This window comes from Limimaricola variabilis, from assembly GCF_014195545.1.
In the GTDB taxonomy this organism is placed as follows: domain Bacteria; phylum Pseudomonadota; class Alphaproteobacteria; order Rhodobacterales; family Rhodobacteraceae; genus Limimaricola; species Limimaricola variabilis.
Genome location: NZ_JACIBX010000010.1, coordinates 45,325 through 63,916 on the forward strand (window position 1 = coordinate 45,325; position 18,592 = coordinate 63,916).

General features: G+C 65.1%; 16 protein-coding genes and 1 pseudogene. 5 read left to right on the forward strand and 12 right to left on the reverse strand.

The genetic code is table 11. The features are described from left to right. Window positions 1-19: 19 nt before the first annotated feature. The 3 genes from FHS00_RS13065 to FHS00_RS13075 form a co-directional block, all read right to left on the reverse strand. Window positions 20-1,243: an ABC transporter permease gene (locus FHS00_RS13065; RefSeq protein ID WP_183474464.1), complete on the reverse strand. Its 1,224-nt coding sequence runs from the start codon at window positions 1,241-1,243 to the stop codon at window positions 20-22. Further along, window positions 1,243-2,247, reverse strand: a complete 1,005-nt coding sequence (locus tag FHS00_RS13070; RefSeq protein WP_183474467.1) for an ABC transporter permease — start codon at window positions 2,245-2,247, stop codon at window positions 1,243-1,245. The genes FHS00_RS13065 and FHS00_RS13070 overlap by 1 nt, the downstream gene beginning before the upstream one ends. A gap of 170 nt (window positions 2,248-2,417) precedes the next feature. Next, window positions 2,418-4,499, reverse strand: a complete 2,082-nt coding sequence (locus FHS00_RS13075; RefSeq protein WP_183474470.1) for an ABC transporter substrate-binding protein — start codon at window positions 4,497-4,499, stop codon at window positions 2,418-2,420. Window positions 4,500-4,686: 187 nt separating this feature from the next. On the opposite strand from FHS00_RS13075, the gene FHS00_RS13080 reads away from it, so the two are divergent. Next, complete coding sequence (locus FHS00_RS13080) at window positions 4,687-5,589, forward strand: helix-turn-helix domain-containing protein (protein WP_183474473.1); 903 nt, start codon at window positions 4,687-4,689, stop codon at window positions 5,587-5,589. 189 nt (window positions 5,590-5,778) lie between these two features. Next, window positions 5,779-6,743 (forward strand): annotated as a pseudogene (locus tag FHS00_RS13085) (tyrosine-type recombinase/integrase). 99 nt (window positions 6,744-6,842) lie between these two features. Here the strand turns inward: FHS00_RS13085 and FHS00_RS13090 are convergent. The 7 genes from FHS00_RS13090 to FHS00_RS13120 form a co-directional block, all read right to left on the reverse strand. After that, window positions 6,843-7,835, reverse strand: a complete 993-nt coding sequence (locus FHS00_RS13090) for an alcohol dehydrogenase catalytic domain-containing protein (RefSeq protein ID WP_183474476.1) — start codon at window positions 7,833-7,835, stop codon at window positions 6,843-6,845. Between the two features lie 71 nt (window positions 7,836-7,906). Next, entirely contained in the window at window positions 7,907-8,680 is a 774-nt protein-coding gene (locus FHS00_RS13095) for an L-iditol 2-dehydrogenase (protein WP_183474479.1), read from the reverse strand. Further along, window positions 8,677-9,681, reverse strand: coding sequence for an ABC transporter ATP-binding protein (locus FHS00_RS13100; protein WP_183474482.1), 1,005 nt, complete (start codon window positions 9,679-9,681; stop codon window positions 8,677-8,679). The genes FHS00_RS13095 and FHS00_RS13100 overlap by 4 nt, the downstream gene beginning before the upstream one ends. Window positions 9,682-9,692: 11 nt before the next feature. Next, window positions 9,693-10,523 carry a carbohydrate ABC transporter permease gene (locus FHS00_RS13105; protein ID WP_183474485.1) on the reverse strand — a complete coding sequence of 277 codons (831 nt, stop codon included), beginning with the start codon at window positions 10,521-10,523 and terminating at the stop codon, window positions 9,693-9,695. Window positions 10,524-10,594: 71 nt separating this feature from the next. Then, on the reverse strand, window positions 10,595-11,467 hold the full coding sequence (locus FHS00_RS13110; RefSeq protein WP_183474488.1) for a carbohydrate ABC transporter permease: 873 nt from the start codon (window positions 11,465-11,467) through the stop codon (window positions 10,595-10,597). Between the two features lie 160 nt (window positions 11,468-11,627). Then, window positions 11,628-12,935, reverse strand: coding sequence for an ABC transporter substrate-binding protein (locus FHS00_RS13115; protein WP_183474490.1), 1,308 nt, complete (start codon window positions 12,933-12,935; stop codon window positions 11,628-11,630). 114 nt (window positions 12,936-13,049) lie between these two features. Continuing rightward, window positions 13,050-14,183, reverse strand: a complete 1,134-nt coding sequence (locus FHS00_RS13120) for a LacI family DNA-binding transcriptional regulator (protein ID WP_246391320.1) — start codon at window positions 14,181-14,183, stop codon at window positions 13,050-13,052. A 72-nt stretch (window positions 14,184-14,255) separates the two neighbouring features. Here FHS00_RS13120 and FHS00_RS13125 point away from each other — a divergent pair, with 72 nt between their 5' ends. Together FHS00_RS13125 and FHS00_RS13130 are read left to right on the forward strand one after the other, a co-directional pair. Continuing rightward, a complete protein-coding gene (locus FHS00_RS13125; RefSeq protein WP_183474493.1) occupies window positions 14,256-15,215 on the forward strand; it encodes a carbohydrate kinase family protein in 960 nt (319 codons plus the stop codon). Next, on the forward strand, window positions 15,212-16,471 hold the full coding sequence (locus FHS00_RS13130; protein WP_183474496.1) for a class II D-tagatose-bisphosphate aldolase, non-catalytic subunit: 1,260 nt from the start codon (window positions 15,212-15,214) through the stop codon (window positions 16,469-16,471). The genes FHS00_RS13125 and FHS00_RS13130 overlap by 4 nt, the downstream gene beginning before the upstream one ends. 31 nt (window positions 16,472-16,502) lie before the next feature. Here the strand turns inward: FHS00_RS13130 and FHS00_RS13135 are convergent, their stop codons facing one another. Both FHS00_RS13135 and FHS00_RS13140 read right to left on the reverse strand, forming a co-directional pair. Then, window positions 16,503-17,021, reverse strand: a complete 519-nt coding sequence (locus FHS00_RS13135) for a type II toxin-antitoxin system YhaV family toxin (protein ID WP_183474499.1) — start codon at window positions 17,019-17,021, stop codon at window positions 16,503-16,505. Next, the gene (locus FHS00_RS13140; RefSeq protein ID WP_183474502.1) at window positions 17,018-17,344 is read right to left on the reverse strand and encodes a type II toxin-antitoxin system PrlF family antitoxin; all 327 of its coding nucleotides are present in this window, start codon (window positions 17,342-17,344) and stop codon (window positions 17,018-17,020) included. The genes FHS00_RS13135 and FHS00_RS13140 overlap by 4 nt, the downstream gene beginning before the upstream one ends. Window positions 17,345-17,632: 288 nt before the next feature. Between FHS00_RS13140 and FHS00_RS13145 the strand changes: the two genes are divergently transcribed. Next, on the forward strand, window positions 17,633-18,517 hold the full coding sequence (locus FHS00_RS13145) for a substrate-binding domain-containing protein (protein ID WP_183474505.1): 885 nt from the start codon (window positions 17,633-17,635) through the stop codon (window positions 18,515-18,517). Window positions 18,518-18,592 lie beyond the last annotated feature (75 nt).

Consider the following 18,592-nt stretch of genomic DNA (forward strand, 5'->3'; position numbering starts at 1 on the left):
TCGGTCATCACCGCCTCCATCAATACGGGTTGATCGCATCACGCAGCCCGTCGCCGAGCGCGTTGAAAGCGAAGACGGTCAGCAGGACGAAGCCCACCGGCGACAGGATCCACGGGTAGGATCCGATGGTCGAGAAGGTGCCGGCATCTTGAAGCATCAGCCCCCAGGAGATCATCGGCGGCTTCACCGCGAGGCCGAGAAAGCCCAAGAAGCTTTCCAGCAGCACGATGGTCGGAATGCCAAGCGTCACGGCGACGATCACGTGAGAGGTAACATTGGGGAGGATGTGGCGGGTAATGATCCGCCCGTCCCGTGCCCCCACCGCCATCGCGGCGCGCACATAGTCGACCTGCCGCAGCGACATGGTCTTGGAGCGGACCTCGCGCGACAGCTGCGCCCAGCCCAAGCCGACGATGACCAGCACCACGAAGGTGATGAACAGCCCCGAAGGCGCGGTGGCCGGGATGAGCGAAGCCAGCGCGAGGTAGAGCGGCAGCTGCGGAAAGGCGAGGATGATCTCGACGAAGCGCTGGAACCAGGCGTCGAACCGCCCGCCGATGTAGCCTGACGTGATCCCCGCCAGCGTGCCGATGATGGTGATCAGAGCGATGGAGGACAGCGCGATCGCCAGCGTGATCCGGCTGCCCACCACCCCGCGCGAGAAGATGTCGCGCCCGAGCTTGTCAGTCCCGAGGATGTGCAGCGGCGAGCCGTCGGCCGAGAGGAACAGGTGCCGCGAGAAGGTCAGGCCGAGGAACTCGTACTCCCAGCCCTTGGCGAAGAATGCGATGCCGCGCGGGTTGTCGTAGTCCGGGCCGGTCAGCGGCTGGAAGGTGATCGGATCTAGCTCGTCACTCTCCGCGATCGGGAACACCACCGGCATGAGCCGCCAGCCGCTCTCCTCGCCCTCGCCCGGCACGTGCCAGGAGATCCGGTCGGGCGGCTGAAACGCCACGTTGGCGGCGCGCGGATCGACCGGGGCCACGAAGGGCGCGAAGATCGCAGCCAGGAGCAGCAGCGCTACCAGCACCAGTCCCAGCATCCCCGGCACCGACTTGCGCAGCCTGCGCCAGACCAAAGCGAGGTAGGACTGCCCCTCGGTCGAAACGGTCGACACGCGGGCGTCGAGCGTCTCGGAGCCGAGATCGTGCTCCCAGTCGACGGGCGGTGTCTCGTCTCCGATGTTGCGCTCGGGGCGCTTGCCCTCGGGCAGGTGGCGGGCGGGATCGAATGTGTCCGACATCACTGGTTCCCCACCCGAATGCGCGGGTCGAGCAGCATGAGCAGCAGGTCCGCGATGATGTTGCCGATGATCAGCGTCGCACCCAGCACCAGCAGCAGCGTCGCGGTGACGTAGGTGTCGCCGATCCCCATGGAGCCGACGATGGCCGGTCCGACAGTGGCAAGGCTGAACACGATCGCCACCTCGATCTCGCCGGTTAGCATGTAGGGCATGACCACGCCCTGATAGGCAACCAGCGGGTGCAGCGCGTTGGGCACGGCGTGGCCCATGATCACCCGGTGCTCGGGCAGGCCCTTGGCCCGCGCGGTCTCGACGTATTGCGCGCCGAGCGTGTCGAGCAGGTTCGCGCGCATCACCCGCATGTTGTAGGCGAGGCCACCGATCGCGGCGATGGCGATTACCGGCCAGATGTGCTCCATCAGGTTGACGAACTTGCCCCAGCTCATCGGCTGGCCGCCCCAATAGGAAGAATAGAAGCTGCCCAGCTCCTGCACGTCGAGCTTGAAGGCCAGGATGTAGAGCACGATCAGTGCCAGCAGGAAGCGCGGCACCGTCATGCCGATGAAGCTGATGAAGCTCAGCACCGTGTCGGTCCAGCCGTATTGCCGTGTCGCAGCGAGGATGCCGAACAGGATGCCCAGCAGGGACGCCACGAAATGGCTTGCCAGAGCCAGCGCGATGGTGCGCGGCAGGCGCTCTCCCACGACCTCGGAGACGGGCTTGTTGTAGTAGAAGGAATGGCCGAAATCGCCGCGCGTCACGATGCCGGTGATCCAGCGAATGTACTGCACCACCATCGGATCGTTCAGCCCGTTCTGCTCGCGATACTGCTCGGCGGCGGCCGTGGCGGCGGCGGGGCTGGCATTGCCCTGGGTGATCATCTGCGTGCGCAGGTAGTCGCCGTAGTCGCCCGGCGGCGCCTGGATGATGGCGAAGGTGATGACGCTCATCGCGAACAGCACCGGGATCGCCTGCAAGAGCCTCATGGAGATGAAGCGGATCATGTCTCGGACCTCCTTCGGGGGATGGCCGTGGGGGGCGGGTCTGGCCGAAGTGCGCGGGATGCGGCGGCGGCCGTGGAAACGGGCCTCGGGATCAGGGCCCGGCCCGGCGGGAGACCGGGTCGGGGATCGGGGACGCGCGTGGGAGGGGGCGCGTCCCCGAGCAGGAAGGGTCAGCCCGCGGTGACGGGGCCGTCCTCGCCGGGCGCGCCCGGCAGGGTCTCGGGATGCAGCTCGTGGTTCTGCTGCTTGTCCTCCGGGACGAAGAGGCGCTCGCGCATCACGTTGTCCTCGGCCCAGTTAAACATGAAGATCGGCGTCCCCTGCGGCACATTGGCAAAGCGCTTGTTGACCACCAGCGCGCCGGGATAGGCGGTCAGACCGACGCCGTAGAGGTTCTCCGTCGCCACGGTCTGGTAGCGCTTCATCAGCTCGGTCTTCTCCTCGGCATCGTTCGAGGACATGAAGTCGCGCACGATCTGGGCCAGCTCCTCCTCGAAGGGTAGAAGGTCCATCTCGCCTTCGGCGTTGGCCATGTGCAGCTGCGAGGTGTTCGGGCCCGTCGGTGCGAGGTTGGCGGTGTTCTGCACCCCGGTCACCAGCTCGGTCCCGGTGCGCTGGATGCGCCAGTCGTAGCGGCCCGCGTCGCGGGTGGCATCGAAGTCGTTGCCGGCAAGCAAGTTCAGCGAGACGTTGATCCCCGCATCCTGCAACATCGCCACCACGCCCTCGGCCACGGTTCGGTCGGTGCCGTAATCGGTATTGGCCATCAGGGTCATCACCACGTCACTGCCCCCCATGTCCTTGGGCAGGTTGAGGATGCCATTGCCGTCCGTGTCCTCGAGCCCGGCCTCCGCGAAATGCGCCTTAGCGCTCTCGAGGCTGTAGGGATAGAAGACGGTGCTCTCACGGTCGAAATAGGTGGTGTCGGGCAGCAGGCCGCCAGCATAGGGGGTGGTGAACGGTCCCTTCACCAAGCTCTCGCCGAGCCGCTGCCGGTCGAGCGCCTGGGCGATGCCCTTGCGGAAATGCTCGTTGCGATTCAGCTCGCGGATCGTCTGGGCCCGCTCGTCCGGTTCGCCCCAGCCATTGCCCGAGAGGTTCGGATAGAGGCCGTAGCCGATGATCCGCGGCCCGAATTCGAGGGCGGCGGGCGCATCCTCCTCGGCGGCGCGCCGCAGGCTCTCGACGAAGTTGGCCGGCTGTTCGAGGTTCGAGAAATCGCCCGTACCGGCCACCGCCTGAATGTCGCGATCCGCCCAGGTCGAGAGGCGATAGTGCATCTCGTCGAGATAGGGCAGCTGGTTGCCGTCGCTGTCGACCTTCCAGTAGTATGGGTTGCGTCGCATCACCACGATGTCGTCGGGACGGTACTCGACCGGCACCCAGGCGCCCATCACCGGAAAGTTCAGGAAATCCGGCGGAAACGCGTTGCGGAACTCCTCGTAGCTGTTGTCCGAGAACTCCGGATGCGCTGGCCGCAGCATGTGCTCGGGTCCGGGGCAGAAAGTGCCGTAGCCCATGGCGTAGAGGATCTGCTCGGGCCGTTCGGTGGTGAAGTCGAAGCGCACGGTGAAGTCGTCGACGCGGGTCAGCGTGGTGCCCTCGCCAAAGGTGCCTGGGTTGGCACCGTTGAGCGGCGTGACCTCTGGGTCCTGCACGATGTGGTCCCAGTAGAACATCACGTCGGCGGCGTCGAACGGGTCTCCGTCGGACCACTTCGCACCCTCGACGAGATGCACGGTCAACGACTTGCCGTCTTCGGACCATTCCCAGCCCTTCGCGAGGTTCGGCAGTGGCGCGAGATCCTCTGGCTCGACCTGAAACAGCGGACCGACGCGGGTCAGGCACTCCATGGTGCCGATGTCGATCCCGCCCCAGCCTTGGCTGTTGCCGGCGGCATAATTCCAACCCTCGGGGCGGCCACCGATCACGTGGCGCATCACGTCGCCGTAGACACCGGCGCCGTCGGGCATGTTGGCGGTTTCCATGACCAGCGGCTCGGCGGGCAGCCGCTCCTCGACGGGGGGCAGCTTGCCCGCCTCGACGAAGGCCTTCACGAAGTCCGGCTCGTTGTAGCTGTCGAGCTTGCGGAAACCTTGGATCGCGTCGCGCGGCACGAAGATCGGCGCACCTTGCGCGGCGAAGGCCGGCGGTTCGGGCGGGGCCGTCGGCTCGACGATCTGGGCCATGAGGGCGCCGGGCGCAGCGCCCGCCATCAGCATGGTCAGCAAGGTGCGCTTGAACGTTGTCATTCGTGTTCCTCCCCTGTCGGCGGTCCATCTCGGCCGGCCTGTTTGCGTCCCGAGCCCGCCTTCGGCTTGCTTCAGGTCCCTCCGCCTCCACGGACGGGATGCCGGCAACGTTGCGCTCGACACGCCCTTGCGGCAATGTCGGAACCGGACGATGTTTTCCGGCTTTCTCAGGTTTGCGGAGGATTTCATGACCAGATCGTCGCGGGATCGGGCACGCAGCATTCACGAGCGGCAATTCTACGCGCTCAACCGCGCCGTGGGACGCTTCGGGATTCGCAGCTTCAGGCCGCAGATCATGGCGGCGCCGCATTGGCACGGGCATGTCGAGTTCAACTACCTCGAGAACGCATCGATGACCTATGACGTCGACGGGCGCGTGGTGGAACTGCCGCCCGGACGACTTGCGCTGTTCTGGGCCGGGGTGCCGCACCAGCTGACCGCGGTGACGCCGGTGGGCGAGGCCCCGCCCCGGCTGACCAATCTCTACCTGCCGCTCGACGCCTTCCTGTTCATGCCGCATGTCGCCGCCTTGCAGATCACGCTGCTCAATGGCGGGCTGGCCCTGATGCCGGAGGCGGTCTGCGACGCGGCGACGCTCGACCGCTGGTATCGCGATTACCGCTCGAACGATGTCGAGCGGGTCGAGATCCTGAAGATGGAGCTGAACGCCATGCTCCGGCGCGGGCTTCTGGGCGGCATCGATTGGCTTCTGGGCGATCCCGGCGCGGAGAGCGGCCGGACCCAGGCCCCGGCGCATGCCCATCACGTCGTGGCGATGATCCGTTTCATCGTCGAGAACCTTGCCGAGCCGATGAGCAATGCAGACATCGCCGCTGCGACTGGGCTGCACGAGAACTACGCCACGACGCTGTTCAGCCGCGCGATGCGGCTACCGCCGAAGCAGTTCCTGATCCGGATGCGGCTTCTCAGGGCCCGCGCTTTGCTGATGGAGAGCGGCACCCCCGTCACCGCCATCGCCGCCGCCTCGGGCTTCAGCTCGAGTAGCCAGTTCTACGCGCATTTCCGGGCCGCCTACGGCATGCCCCCTCAGGTGATGCGCGACCGGTACATGGCGATGACACTGAGGTAATCGGATGAGCCGATTAGTGGCGGACTTGCTTCGGTCTCCGGTGAGGTTCATTCGCCATTGTGCTTACCGAGGGCCAGACTGGTATCAACCTTGCTTGTCTGACAGGAAGTTATACTCCGCTATTCTTCAGACCCTCAGCAAAGTGGGTTTCCGATGCTCCTTCATGTCCAGTAAAATCCCCTATCGGATATGACCGTGCTACGCCCGTCTGCATGCCGGACACGCTCGAAATCCCCCCAGATCGCCCTGCCCGACCACGTCGCGGGCTCCGGCCAGCTCGACCGGCTGGTCGACACCGCCCGGGGCTACGCCGACCACGCCATCGCCGAGAACACCCGCAGGGCCTACGCGCGCGATTGGGCCGGTTTTGCCCGCTGATGCCGCCTGAAGGGCGCCGATCCTTGCCCCCTCCCCTGAGTTGGTCCTGGGCCTACGCGCAGCGCGGAGTTCGACTCGATCGCCGCGACCGGCACATCGTCTCCGTCCTCGCTGGCATCCGCCGCCGCCACGCCCGGCCACCGGTGCAGAAGGACGCGATCGGACCCGACGATCTGCGCGCCATGCTCGCGACCCTCGGCCACGACCTGCGCGGGTTGCGCGACCGGGCGATGCTGCTGGCCGGCTTCGCGCGGGCGCTGCGGCGCTCGGAACTCGTCGGGCTCGACCGGACCAAGGACGACACCATCGACGGCAGCGGCTGAGTCGAGATCTTGGAGGCCGGGGTGCTGGTGACGCTGCGTGGCAAGACCGGGTGGCGCACGGTCGAGATCGCGCGCGGCTCCAGCGCCGCGACCTGTCCGGTGCAGGCACTGGAGCGCTGGCTGGACTTCGCGAAGATCGACTTTGGCCCGCTGTTCACGGCCGTCAGCCGGGGCGGGACCCGGGCGTTGGAGCGCCGCCTGAACGACCGCCACGTAGCACGACTGGTGCAACGCACGGCCCTCGCGGCGGGGCTGCGGCCTGAGTTGCCCGAAGCCGAGCGCCGCGCACTGTTCGCCGGGCACTCTTTGCGCGCTGGCCTCGCGACATCGGCGGAGATCGACGAGCGCCACGTGCAGAAGCAGCTCGGGCATGCCTCGGCCGAGATGACCCGTCGATATCAGCGAAATCGGGATAGATTTCGGTTCAATTTGACCAAGGCTGCGGGACTGTAACGGGCCCCTTGCCCCAAATTTAGTGAGGACAGCGTCCACAAGACACGGGGCTATTCAGCTCGCTTAATAGGCCAAGTCCAGAATACGACTGCTCGGTCGCTACCACGTAGCTTGCACTTTCAGCGTCTTGTCCGGCCCCCTGCCGGAAATGAGGTCGGGGATCTCCGAAAGCGGCAGCTGGTGCGAGACCAGTCGTCCGATATCGGGCCCGAAACTGCGGATTGCCTCCAAAGCTGCGTCGATGTTGTGGTTCAGCGAATGCGCTCCGGCCATGGTAATCTGCCGTCGGAAAATCTCGTAAGGTGAAACTGAAATCTTCGCTTCGGGCGCGCAGACACCGAAGAAGAGAACCTTGCCCCCATTCGCCGTGTAGCGCACCAGGCTCTCGGCCACCGCTGGACGTCCGGTCGCATCAACCGAAAGGTCCATCTGCCCCAGCAGAGGCTTCAGCGCTTCGCCTTCGCTGAGAAGCGGCCTGAAGCCGAATGACTCCGCGAGTTCGAGCCGCCCTCCATCGATATCCGCCACGTGAATATCCGAGACGCCGCGGGTTCTGAGCGCGATCGCCATCAGCAGGCCGATCGGCCCCGCTCCGAAGATCAGTGCCCGCTCGACGCTATTGCTACCAACTGCCTCGATACCGTTGAGCACGCAGCCCATGGGCTCCGCGAGGGCCGCGATCGCGAAAGGCATGTCGCCGATTGAGACCAGGTTGCTTTCTTGAACGACGCTGAACTCGGCGAACCCGCCGTTCCGGGTGACCCCGTAGGCCCCGAGCATTTGGCACAGGTTCGTCAGCCCTTTCCGACAGGGTCGGCAACTGCCACAGCTGATATTCGGATCCACAACTACGCGGTCACCAGCCTTGAAGGCTTGCACCTCTTCGCCGACTTCCACGACCTCCCCGGCATATTCGTGACCGGGCACGAGGGGAAAGCGTCCCTCCCCGTAGCGGCCGTGTAGAATGTCTATGTCCGTATGGCAGACGCCACTTGCTCGACACCTGAGCAGCACCTCCTTCGCGCTTGGTTGCGGCGGAGCGATATTCGCGACCTCGGCCCGGCCGAGAGCTTCGTAGACCATTGCTTCCATCGGGGTTGATCCTGGCTCGGGAATGCAGATCCCCCAGCGGCAGCATGCCGCTGGAGACGACGATCACGCCGTCAGCTCATCCACTGGCCGCCATCGACGTTGTAGGTCTGCGACACGATGTAGTCGGCCTCGTTCGAGGCCAGGAACACGGCCATGCCGGTCAGGTCGTCGGGCGTGGCGAAGCGGCCGGCGGGGACGCCGGCGGCGACCTCGGCCTTCTTCTGGCCGGGCTGCTTGCCTTCGAGCTTGGCGAACATGGCATCGACATGCGCCCAGTGCTCGCCGTCGACCACGCCGGGGGCGATGGCGTTGACGTTGATGCCGTGCCTGATCAGGTTCAGCCCCGCCGACTGGGTCATCGAGATCACCGCGGCCTTGGTCGAGCAGTAGACCAGCACCAGGCTCTCGCCGCGGCGGCCCGCCTGGCTGGCCATGTTGATGATCTTGCCGCCATGGCCCTGGGCGATCATCTGCCGCGCCGCCGCCTGCATGGTGAACAGCGTGCCGGCGACATTGACGGCGTAGAGCCTGTCGTAGCTGTCGCGGGTGATGTCGACCGTCTCGGCGGCGTCGAACAACGCGGCGTTGTTGACGAGGATGTCGATCTTGCCCGCCTGCTCCACCACCGTGGCGATGGCGGCGTCGATGCTGTCCTGTTTCGCGACGTCGATCTGCACCGCGTAGGCGCCCGCGCCGATCTCGGCCGCGGTGGCCTGCGCCGCATCGAGGTTGATGTCGGCAATGGCCACCGTCGCGCCTTCGGCCACGTAGCGTGCGGCGAAGGCCTTGCCGATGCCGCGTGCGGCACCGGTGATCAGGGCAGATTTTCCAGTAAGGCGTGTCATGCTGCTCGCAGTCCTTTGCTGTCAAAGCGGTGAATCTTGTCATGTTGGGGGGTCAGGAACACGGTGTCACCGTGATGGAGGCCGACCTCGCCGCCGGCGCGGATGGTGATGGTTTCCGCCAGGCCGGTGTCGTGCACGTGGAAGAACGTGTCCGAGCCCAGATGCTCTGCGACGCCGATGCGACCCTTCCAGGTGCCCTCGCTGGCCGAGACGTCGATATGCTCGGGCCGTACGCCGATCGTCTCGGCGCTGTGCTTCTTGGCCTCGGCGCCATCGATCAGGTTCATCTTGGGCGAGCCGATGAAGCCCGCCACGAAGGTGTTGCGCGGGTTGCGGTAGAGCTCGAGCGGGCTGCCCACCTGCTCGATGTTGCCGGCGCGCAGTACCACAATCTTGTCGGCCATGGTCATCGCCTCGACCTGATCGTGGGTGACGTAGATCATCGTGGTGTCGAGCTTCTTGTGCAGCTCGGAGATCTCCATCCGCATGCCGACGCGCAGCGCCGCGTCGAGGTTCGACAGCGGCTCGTCGAACAGGAAGGCCGCCGGTTCGCGGACGATGGCGCGACCGATCGCGACCCGCTGACGCTGGCCGCCCGAGAGCTGGCCGGGGCGCCGGTCGAGATAGTCGGTGAGGTTGAGCGCGCGCGCCGCGTTGTCGATGCGCCGCTTCTGCTCGTCCTCGGGCATGCCCGCCATCTTCATCGGGAAGGCGATGTTCTTGCGCACCGACATGTGCGGGTAGAGCGCGTAGCTCTGGAACACCATGGCCAGGCCGCGCTTGGCGGGCGGCAGGTCGGTGGCGGGCTTGCCGTCGATGCGGATCTCGCCGCCCGAGACGTCCTCGAGCCCGGCGATCAGCCGCAGCAGCGTGGACTTGCCGCAGCCCGAGGGGCCGACGAAGACGACGAACTCACCGTCTTCGATGGTCAGGTCGAGGGGCGGGATGACCTCCACATCCCCGAATTTCTTGGTCACCTTGTCGAGCGTGATGCGTCCCATGGGTATATTCCTTATTTCACTGCGCCGAAGGTGAGCCCGCGGACGAGCTGCTTCTGGCTGAACCAGCCGAGGATGAGGATCGGCGCGATGGCCATGGTCGAGGCGGCCGAGAGCTTGGCGTAGAACAGGCCCTCGGGGCTCGAGTAGCTGGCGATGAAGGCGGTGAGCGGAGCGGCCTTGGCGGCCGTGAGGTTGAGCGTCCAGAACGCCTCGTTCCAGGCGAGGATGACGTTGAGGAGCAGCGTCGAGGCGATGCCCGGCACGGCCATCGGCGTCAGAACATGGATGATCTCGTCGCGCAGGGTGGCGCCGTCCATCCGGGCCGCTTCGAGGATCTCGCCCGGGATCTCCTTGAAGTAGGTGTAGAGCATCCAGACGATGATCGGCAGGTTGATCAGCGTCAGCACGATCACCAGACCGGTCTTGGTGTCGAGAAGGCCCACGTCGCGGAAGATCAGGTAGATCGGGATCAGCACGCCGACGGGGGGCAGCATCTTCGTCGACAGCATCCACATCAGCACGTCCTTGGTGCGTTTGCCGGGCACGAAGGCCATCGACCAGGCGGCCGGGATCGCGATGATCAGGCCCAGAACGGTCGATCCGAGCGAGATCACCACCGAGTTCCAGAAGTGCCGGAAGTAGTTCGAACGCTCCTGCACCGTGGTGTAGTTCTCGAGCGTCCAGTCGAAGAACAGGAAGCTCGGCGGCGATGAGATCGCCTCGGCCTCGGTCTTGAAGCTGGTGAGGATCGTCCAGAGGATCGGGAAGAAGATCGCGAGGCCAACGGCCCAGGCGGCGATGGTGAAGCCGATCTTGCGGCGGGTGGAGACGGCGCGGGCCATGTCAGGCGCTCCCTCTGTTCGGCGTGCGGGGCGTGCGCGGGGTCTGGCCCCGCGCGGCGAAGGTGATCTGCTCAGGCATCGAGGTTCTTTCCGATCATCCGCATCAGGAAGATCGCGACGATGTTGGCGAGGATGATCGCGACCACACCGCCGGCCGAGCCGCCGCCCACGTCGAAGTTCAGCAGCGAACGGGCGTAGACGAGGTAGGTCAGGTTGGTCGAGGCGTTGCCCGGACCGCCATTGGTGGTCACCAGAATCTCGGCGAAGACCGACAGCAGGAAGATCGTCTGGATCAGGATCACCACGGTGATGGCGCGCGAGAGGTGCGGCAAGGTGATGTACCAGAACCGCGACAGCGCCGAGGCCCCGTCCATCTCGGCCGCTTCCATCTGCTCGCTGTCGAGCGACTGGATCGCGGTGAGCAGGATCAGCGTGGCGAAGGGTAGCCACTGCCAGGACACGATGCCGATGATCGAGGCCAATGGTGCCTGACTGAGAAAGTCGAATGGCGCCAGTCCCACTGCCTTGGAGAACTCCGCGAAGAGCCCCGAGACCGGGTTCATGAACATGTTCTTCCAGACCAGCGCCGACACGGTGGGCATGACGAAGAAGGGCGCGATGACGAGGATGCGCACGATCCCCTGCCCCCAGATCGGCTGATCGAGCAGGATCGCCAGGAGGATGCCCCCGACCACGGTGATGATCAGCACCCCGCCGACCAGCAGCAGCGTGTTCAGCATCGCGGTCCAGAAGGCCGGGTTCTGGTAGAACAGCTTGTAATTGAGAAAGCCCACGAAGCGCTCGGTGCCCGGCATCAGCAGGTTGTAGCGCAACAGCGAGAAATACACCGTCAGCACCAGCGGCACGATCATCCAGGCGAGCAGAAGCACGACGGCGGGCGAAATCATGATCCGCGCAGCGGAGCGGGAATGTTGGGTGGCCATCGGAGTTCCTCTGGTCGTGTGACGGACGGGCGACGGCGCGCCACCCCATGCAGAGAAGCATCGAGGGGTGGCAGGCGGTAACCCGTGACGATGGGAGGGAAGACCGTAGGGTGGCGGGGCCGACTGGGAGGAGCCGGCCCCGCCTCTCATGCAGGCCAGGTTACTGGGTGTAACCGGCCGCCTGCATTTCTTGCATGGTCGACTGCTGCGCCGCCTGGAGCGCTTCTTCGGCCGACTTCTGACCCGCGAGTGCGGCCGAGAACTGCTGGCCGACCATAGTGCCGATGCCCTGGAACTCGGGGATCGAGACATACTGGATGCCGGTATAGGGCACCGGCTCGGCGGTCGGATCGGAGGGGTCAGCCGCCTTGATCGAGTTCAGCACCGTTTCGGCGAAGGGCGCCGCGTCGATGTAGTTCTGGTTCTCATAGGTCGAGACGCGCGTGCCCGGCGGTACCGCGACCCAGCCCTTTTCCTCGCCGACGAGGTTCACGTAGTCCTCGCTCGTGGCCCAGGCGAGGAAGTCCTTAGCGACCTCGGTCTTGCTCGAGCTGGTCGGGATCGCAAGGCTCCAGGCCCAGAACCAGGCATTGCCCTTGTCGGTTTCGGCGATCGGCGCGGCAGTGAAGCCGACATGCTCAGCGATGTCGGACTGAGACGGGTCGAACACCCGGCCAGCCGCCGAAGTGGCATCGATCCACATGGCGCATTTGCCGGTCTGGAACAGCGCCTGGTTCTCGTTGTAGCCATTGGAGGTGGCACCCGGGGGGCCGTATTTTTCCATGACGTCGAGATAGTAGGTCAGCGCGTCGTTCCACGGCTGCTGGTCGAGCTGCGGCACCCAGTTCTCGTCGAACCAGCGGCCACCGAAGGTGTTCACCAGCGTGCCGATGAAGGCCATGTTCTCACCCCAGCCCGGCTTGCCACGCAAGCAGAGGCCGTAGAGCTCGTTTTCCCTGTCGGTGAGCGTCTCCGCGAACTGCGCGATCTGCTCATAGGTCGGCTGATCGGGCATCTCCAGACCAGCCTCTTCGAACAGGTCCGTGCGGTAGAGGGTGAAGGAGCTCTCGGCATAGAAAGGCAGCGCATAGAGCGTGCCTTCGTGCGAAAGGCCTTCGCGCACGGCGGGGATCAGGTCGTCGTAGTCGTAGCCCTCGATGTCGCCGACCGGCTCGAGCCAGCCCTGGGCACCCCAGATCGGTGCCTCGTAGGAGCCGATGGTCATGATGTCGTATTGCCCACCACCGGTGGCGATGTCGGTGGTGACGCGCTGGCGCAGCACGTTCTCTTCCAGCGTCACCCAGTTGATGGTGTTGCCGGTCTCCTCCTCCCACTGCGAGGACAGTTCCTGCATGATGATCATGTCACCGTTGTTGACGGTGGCGATGGTGATCTCTTCGGCATGCGCTGCGGATGCCGCGATCGCGAGACCGGCCGCCGACACGAGCAGATTGCGCTTGATGGACATTTCTGTCTCCTCCCATTTTTACGCGAGTAAAGTTTTGCGGCAGGGCAAGACAGGAGTCAACAGAAATCGGGCCAGAAACGTTACGTTCGTAAAATTTTGCTCGGCTGGCGTGCGTCAGGCGGAATCGCGCAACCGTAAAGCCGCCTCGAAGGTCTGCTCCATGGCGCTTGCGTCGCGCGGAGCGTCCGCCCGCACCCGCTGCATGAGCATCCGCATCGCGGCATTGGCGATGGCAGGGGCATCCTGCGACACCGTGGTCAGCGGCGGCGTCATGTAACGGCTGAGCGGATGATCATCGTGGCCCGCGATGCGCAGTGCCGGGGCCTCGCGCGCGTCGGGCCGAAACAGCCTGTGCCGATTGGCGGCGCGAATGGCCCCGATCGCCAGGCGGTCATTGGCGCACAGGATCGTGGCCTTGGTGTATGTCCCGTGGCTGAAATGCCGGTCGAGAAGTTCGTAGGCAAAGCCCTCGAAGTCCCAGCTGTCCTGCTGCCCCCCCGCCTCGACGAAGGCCGGCTCATGACCCAGGCGTTCCATCTCTCGCAAATAGGCCGCCTCGCGCTCCTGGCTGTTGGAGTTCAGCCGCGGCATCCTGAGGAACACCGGTGCAGGCCCCGTGCGGCAGAGATATTCCACGATCAGGCGGATGCTCTGGCGATTGTCGGTCCCGACGAAGTCGGCGTTGTCCGGCATCGAGATGGGACGCGAGTCGACGAAGACCAGCGGCAGGTTGGCGCTGAGCCGTTCGATGGCGGCCGGGTCGCTCGATGCGCCCAAGGGTGCCACGATCGCCCCGTCCGCGTTCATAGACAGCAATTTCTCGACGGCCCGGGCTTCCAGAGCCGCATCCCCATGCGAGCTCTGTGTGATGACGGTGTAGTCCGCGGCGATGGCCGCGCGTTCGATCGCCTCGAGCAGGCTCGTGTAGAACAGGTCGTTCAGGTAGGGGATGATCACGCCGATCAGGCCGGTCGCCTTGCGGTTCATACGTGTGGCGAAGAAGTTCGGCACATAATCGACACGCTGCAAGGCCGTCTCGATCTTGGTGCGCGTCGAGCTGCGCACGCTTTCGGGGTCCTGAAAGTAGCGCGACAGGGTCGGTCGCGACACGCTGATCGCGCTCGACAACTCCTCCATGGTGTTGATCTTCGGCTTCCTCATCGCCCGCCGGCCCCCGTCCTTCGCTGCGCCCATCCCTGGTCGAAACGTCATCGACGCTCTTGCAAGCGAGCGCAACAGCAGCATCATCCCACCAGATATTTTGACACGCGTAAAGTTTTTTGTTACATGACGGGGAAACAGCGCGCCCGAGGAGGATTCATGGACGCTCCCACCCTTTGCACGATCGGCGAGCTTCTGGTCGAGTTCGTCTCCCACAAGAAGGGCTGCGGCCTCAGGACGATCGCCGATTACAGCGGGCCCTACCCCAGCGGCGCACCAGCCATCTTTCTGGATCAGGCGGCTCGTATGGGGGCTCGCACGCGCATGTATGGCGGCCTCGGCGAGGACGGTTTCGGTCAGCTCCTGCGTGACCGGCTCGACCGAGACGGCGTCGGCACCGAGGGCGTCGAAAACGTGCCTGGCCGCACGACCGGAACGGCCTTCGTGTCGTATTACGACGATGGCAGACGCGATTTCATCTTCCATCTGGCGAATACCGCCGCCGACGGCTTTTCCTTCGACGCGGGCACGCTGCCGGACGGCGATTTGGTGCTCCATGTCTCGGCCGCCTCCCTCGGCGCGGCGCCCCTCCGGCATGCCATCATGCGGGGCGTCGAGGCCGTTCTGTCCCGTGGCGGCCGGATCACCTGCGACCCCAACGCCCGGCCAGAGCTGCTGCGGGACGATGCCGCGCGCGAGGCGCTGGAATACGTCGTGGCCCGAAGCTGGTGCCTGATGCCCAGCACGAGCGACCTCGGCTTTCTCTACCCCGATCTCGACGAGAGCGCCGCGATCGACAGGTTGCTGGACTCCTCGGCAGAGATCGTCGCGGTGAAGCGTGGCGCCGGCGGCGCCACCCTGGTGGGCCATGGCGAGCGACACGACCTTCCGGGCCATGCCGTCACCGAGATCGATCCCACCGGGGCCGGTGACGGCTTTTGCGGGACGCTCGTCGCCCTGCTTCTCCAGGGCCGGCCCCTTGCCGAAGCCGGCCGCTTGGCGAACGCCGCCGGTGCCATCGCGGTCACGCGACGCGGCCCCATGGAGGGCAATTCCACGCCCGCCGAGATCGAGGCTTTCCTGGCCTCATCGCTCAATCCCGAAGGAAAATCCGCATGACCGATATCCATGCCCTGATCGAGGCCAATCGCACCGGTGACACCGTGGGCCTGCCCAGCTTCTGCACCGCCAACGCGCATGTCCTGCGGGCCATCCTCGGCTGCGCCGGCCGGGTCGACGCGCCGATCGTGATCGAGGCGACCTGCAACCAGGTGAACCAGGAGGGCGGCTATACCGGCATGACCCCGGCCGACTACATGGCCTGGATCACGGAACTGGCCAGCGAGGCCGGCGTCTCCATGGATCGCCTGATCCTCGGCGGGGACCATCTCGGCCCCAACCCCTGGCGCAAGGAGACGGCGGAGAGCGCCATGGAGAAGGCGCGCGAACTGGTTCGCCAATACGCCGAGGCCGGTTACCGCAAGATCCATCTCGACGCGAGCATGGCTCTTGGCGGTGAGCCCCAGCCGAGTTTCGAGCTGGTTGCCGAGCGCGCCGCCGAGCTGTGCGCCGTGGCCGAGAAGCATGCCCCGGAACCAGAGGCACTGATCTACATCATCGGGACCGAGGTACCGATCCCCGGCGGCGAAACCGAGGACACCGATACGCTCGACGTCACCTCGACCGAGCGGCTCGAGAAAACGATCGAAACCCATCGTGCCGCCTTCGCCGCGCGGGGCCTCGAGGCCGTCTGGCCGCGCATCGTCTCCGTGGTCACCCAGCCCGGCGTCGATTTCAGCCACACCTCGATCTATCCCTTCGATCCCGCCCCCGCCGCCCCGCTGCGGGACGCCATAAAGGGGGTCGAGGGCCTGAGCTTCGAGGCGCATTCTACCGATTACCAGTCGACCGAGGCTCTGGCGCAGCTCGTGGCGAACCACTTCTTCTTTCTGAAGGTCGGACCCGAGCTGACCTTCCGCTTCCGGGAGGCGGTCTTCGCCCTGGCGGCGATCGAGGCGGAGCTGGGCCTGTCGGATCCGAGCCGGATCATCGAGACGCTGGACGCATGCATGGCCGAGCGGCCGGACCACTGGCAGGATTACTATCAGGGCAGCGCGCAGGAGATCAGGCTGCTCAAGCGCTATAGCTACAGCGACCGCATCCGCTATTACTGGGGCGACCCGCAGGTCGCCGGTGCGCTCGACAAGCTGCTCACAAACCTGCGGGGCGCCAGGCTCAGCGAAAGCCTCGTGTCGCAGTATTTCTCCGGGTTCGACTTCGGCACCATCCCGACCTCCCCGGACGAGATGATAGCCCGGCACGTGCAGGGATCGGTGCTGCGCTACTTCGCGGCCTGCGGGTTCAAAGCGCACTGAGCGAGGCGCGCGCATCGCAGCTCCCCGGCCCTCAGCGGCCGGGGAGCGTCTCGAGATCGTCCTCGAAACGCGCCGCAGCCAGCGCGGCCTCCTTCATCAGCGTGTCGAAATCGTCCGGCGGGTTGCCGCTGTCCAGCATGCCCTTGAACGTCGCATAGGCATCGGTCCTGCGCCCATAGGCCCGCAAGGATCGCTCGTCGTTCACCCAAGCGAGCACGATGACCTTGGCAGAACTGTCGAAGCGGTAGAACAAGCGATACTGCTGGAAGAATTTTGCACGAAACCAGTGTTTTCGCTGTTCGCCCAAGGTATCACCCTGTCGAAAAGCCGGCGCGGCGGGATCGGCAGGAATGTTCTCGCAGACCAGTTTGAAGATCGCCGCGAGCCGCTTCGTGCAGTTCTTCTTCTGCCAGGTTTTCGGGTCACGTTGTCGGCGTGCCTCGACTTCCTCGATCAACCCTTCGAGCTGATCAAGGAAAACGGGATGGGCATAGATTGACCAGCCATTGACGAGGAGCGGCGCATTCACGTCCGGACCGCCCTTGGTCATTCATCCTCGGGGGAAAGCGGTTCGTCGAGATCGATCTCGATCTCGCCCACGAGCCCTGCGAGACGATCCCGCAGGCCCCCATCGAACGCACGGAGGCGTTCGGGATGCGTCTGGATATCTGCTTCGAGGAAATCGAGGAATGCTGCCAGGGCAGGATCTTTTTCCCCAGACCGCATGGGCTCGATGTAGACCCGGCCGCTCGGCTCGATGCAATAGGCGATCTCATCGCCCTTGCCGAGTTTGAGCTGCTTGCGCACGCCCCGCGGCACCGTCGTCTGATAGCGATCCGTCAGTTTCGAGCGTTCCTGAGCGAGCGGGGTCATGGCAACCTCCCAAGGCGAGCGTGTGGCCGACAATGTAATGCAACCGCATTACATCATCAAGCGGGCCTTCACTTCCGATTTCAGAGTTTTCGGCAGCCGCCCGTTCAACCCCAATCCAGAGTTATCCAGCGCTGGAGACAAGCTTTCCTCGCAACAAAAGCACCGTTGCATACAAATTGACGCGCGTAAATTTTATATGATACACATGATTCATTCGAGGCTGGGGAGCCCTCGATCACTTCGACCATGCGCTCCCCTTCAGCATTCATCGCAGGGAGGAGAACCCGCATGTCCCGTATTCTCATCAAGAGCCTTGCCACCGGGGCTTTCGTTCTGGCCGCAGGTGCAGCCTGGGCCGACGGCATCGGCGCATCGCTGCTGACGCAGCAGCATCCGTTCTACATTGAAATCGCCAACGCGATGACGGCCGAGGCCGAGGCTCGTGAGGTCGATCTCGAGATCTCGATCGCCAACCAGGACCTGTCCAAGCAGCTTGCCGATGTCGAGGACTTCATCGTCAAGGGCGTGGACGTTCTGGTGATCTCGCCGGTCGACAGCCAAGGCGTTCTGCCCGCGATCCTCAAGGCCCAGCAGGCAGGGATCGAGGTCATCACCGTAGACGTCCCGGCTCAGGGCGTCGAGGTCACGTCCTATGTCGGCACGGACAACTACACCGGAGGCGTGAAGGCGGCCGAGCTGATGGGTGAGGTTCTCGGGGGCGAAGGCAAGGTGGCGATCATCGACTATCCAACCGTGCAATCGGTGGTCTCGCGCATCGAGGGCTTCAAGAAGGGGCTCGAGGATTTCCCCGGCATCGAGATCGTTGCGCAGCAGACCGGCATTACCCGCGCCGAGGCTCTGGCGACGGCCCAGAACATGCTTCAGGCCAATCCCGAGATCACCGGCATCTTCGGCTTCGGCGACGATGCCGCGCTTGCGGCGGCCGTGGCGGTGAAATCGGCCGGGCTCGAGGAGCAGGTCAGGGTCATCGGCTTTGATGGCATGGAAGAAGCCCGCAATGCTGTCGACACCGACCCGGTGATGGTCGGCGTGATCCAGCAGTTCCCCGATCAGATGGGCAAGATCGCGGTCGAGACCGCACTCAAGGTCGCGAGCGGCGAAGCCGTCCCGGCAGAGCAGCCGATCGTGCCGGGCGTCTACACCAAGGAGTGACGCCCGCGGGCGGCTGCGGGCTCCTCCCGCCCGCAGCCGCCTTGTCGCCCCCAGGCCTGCAAACCGAAAGGAGGC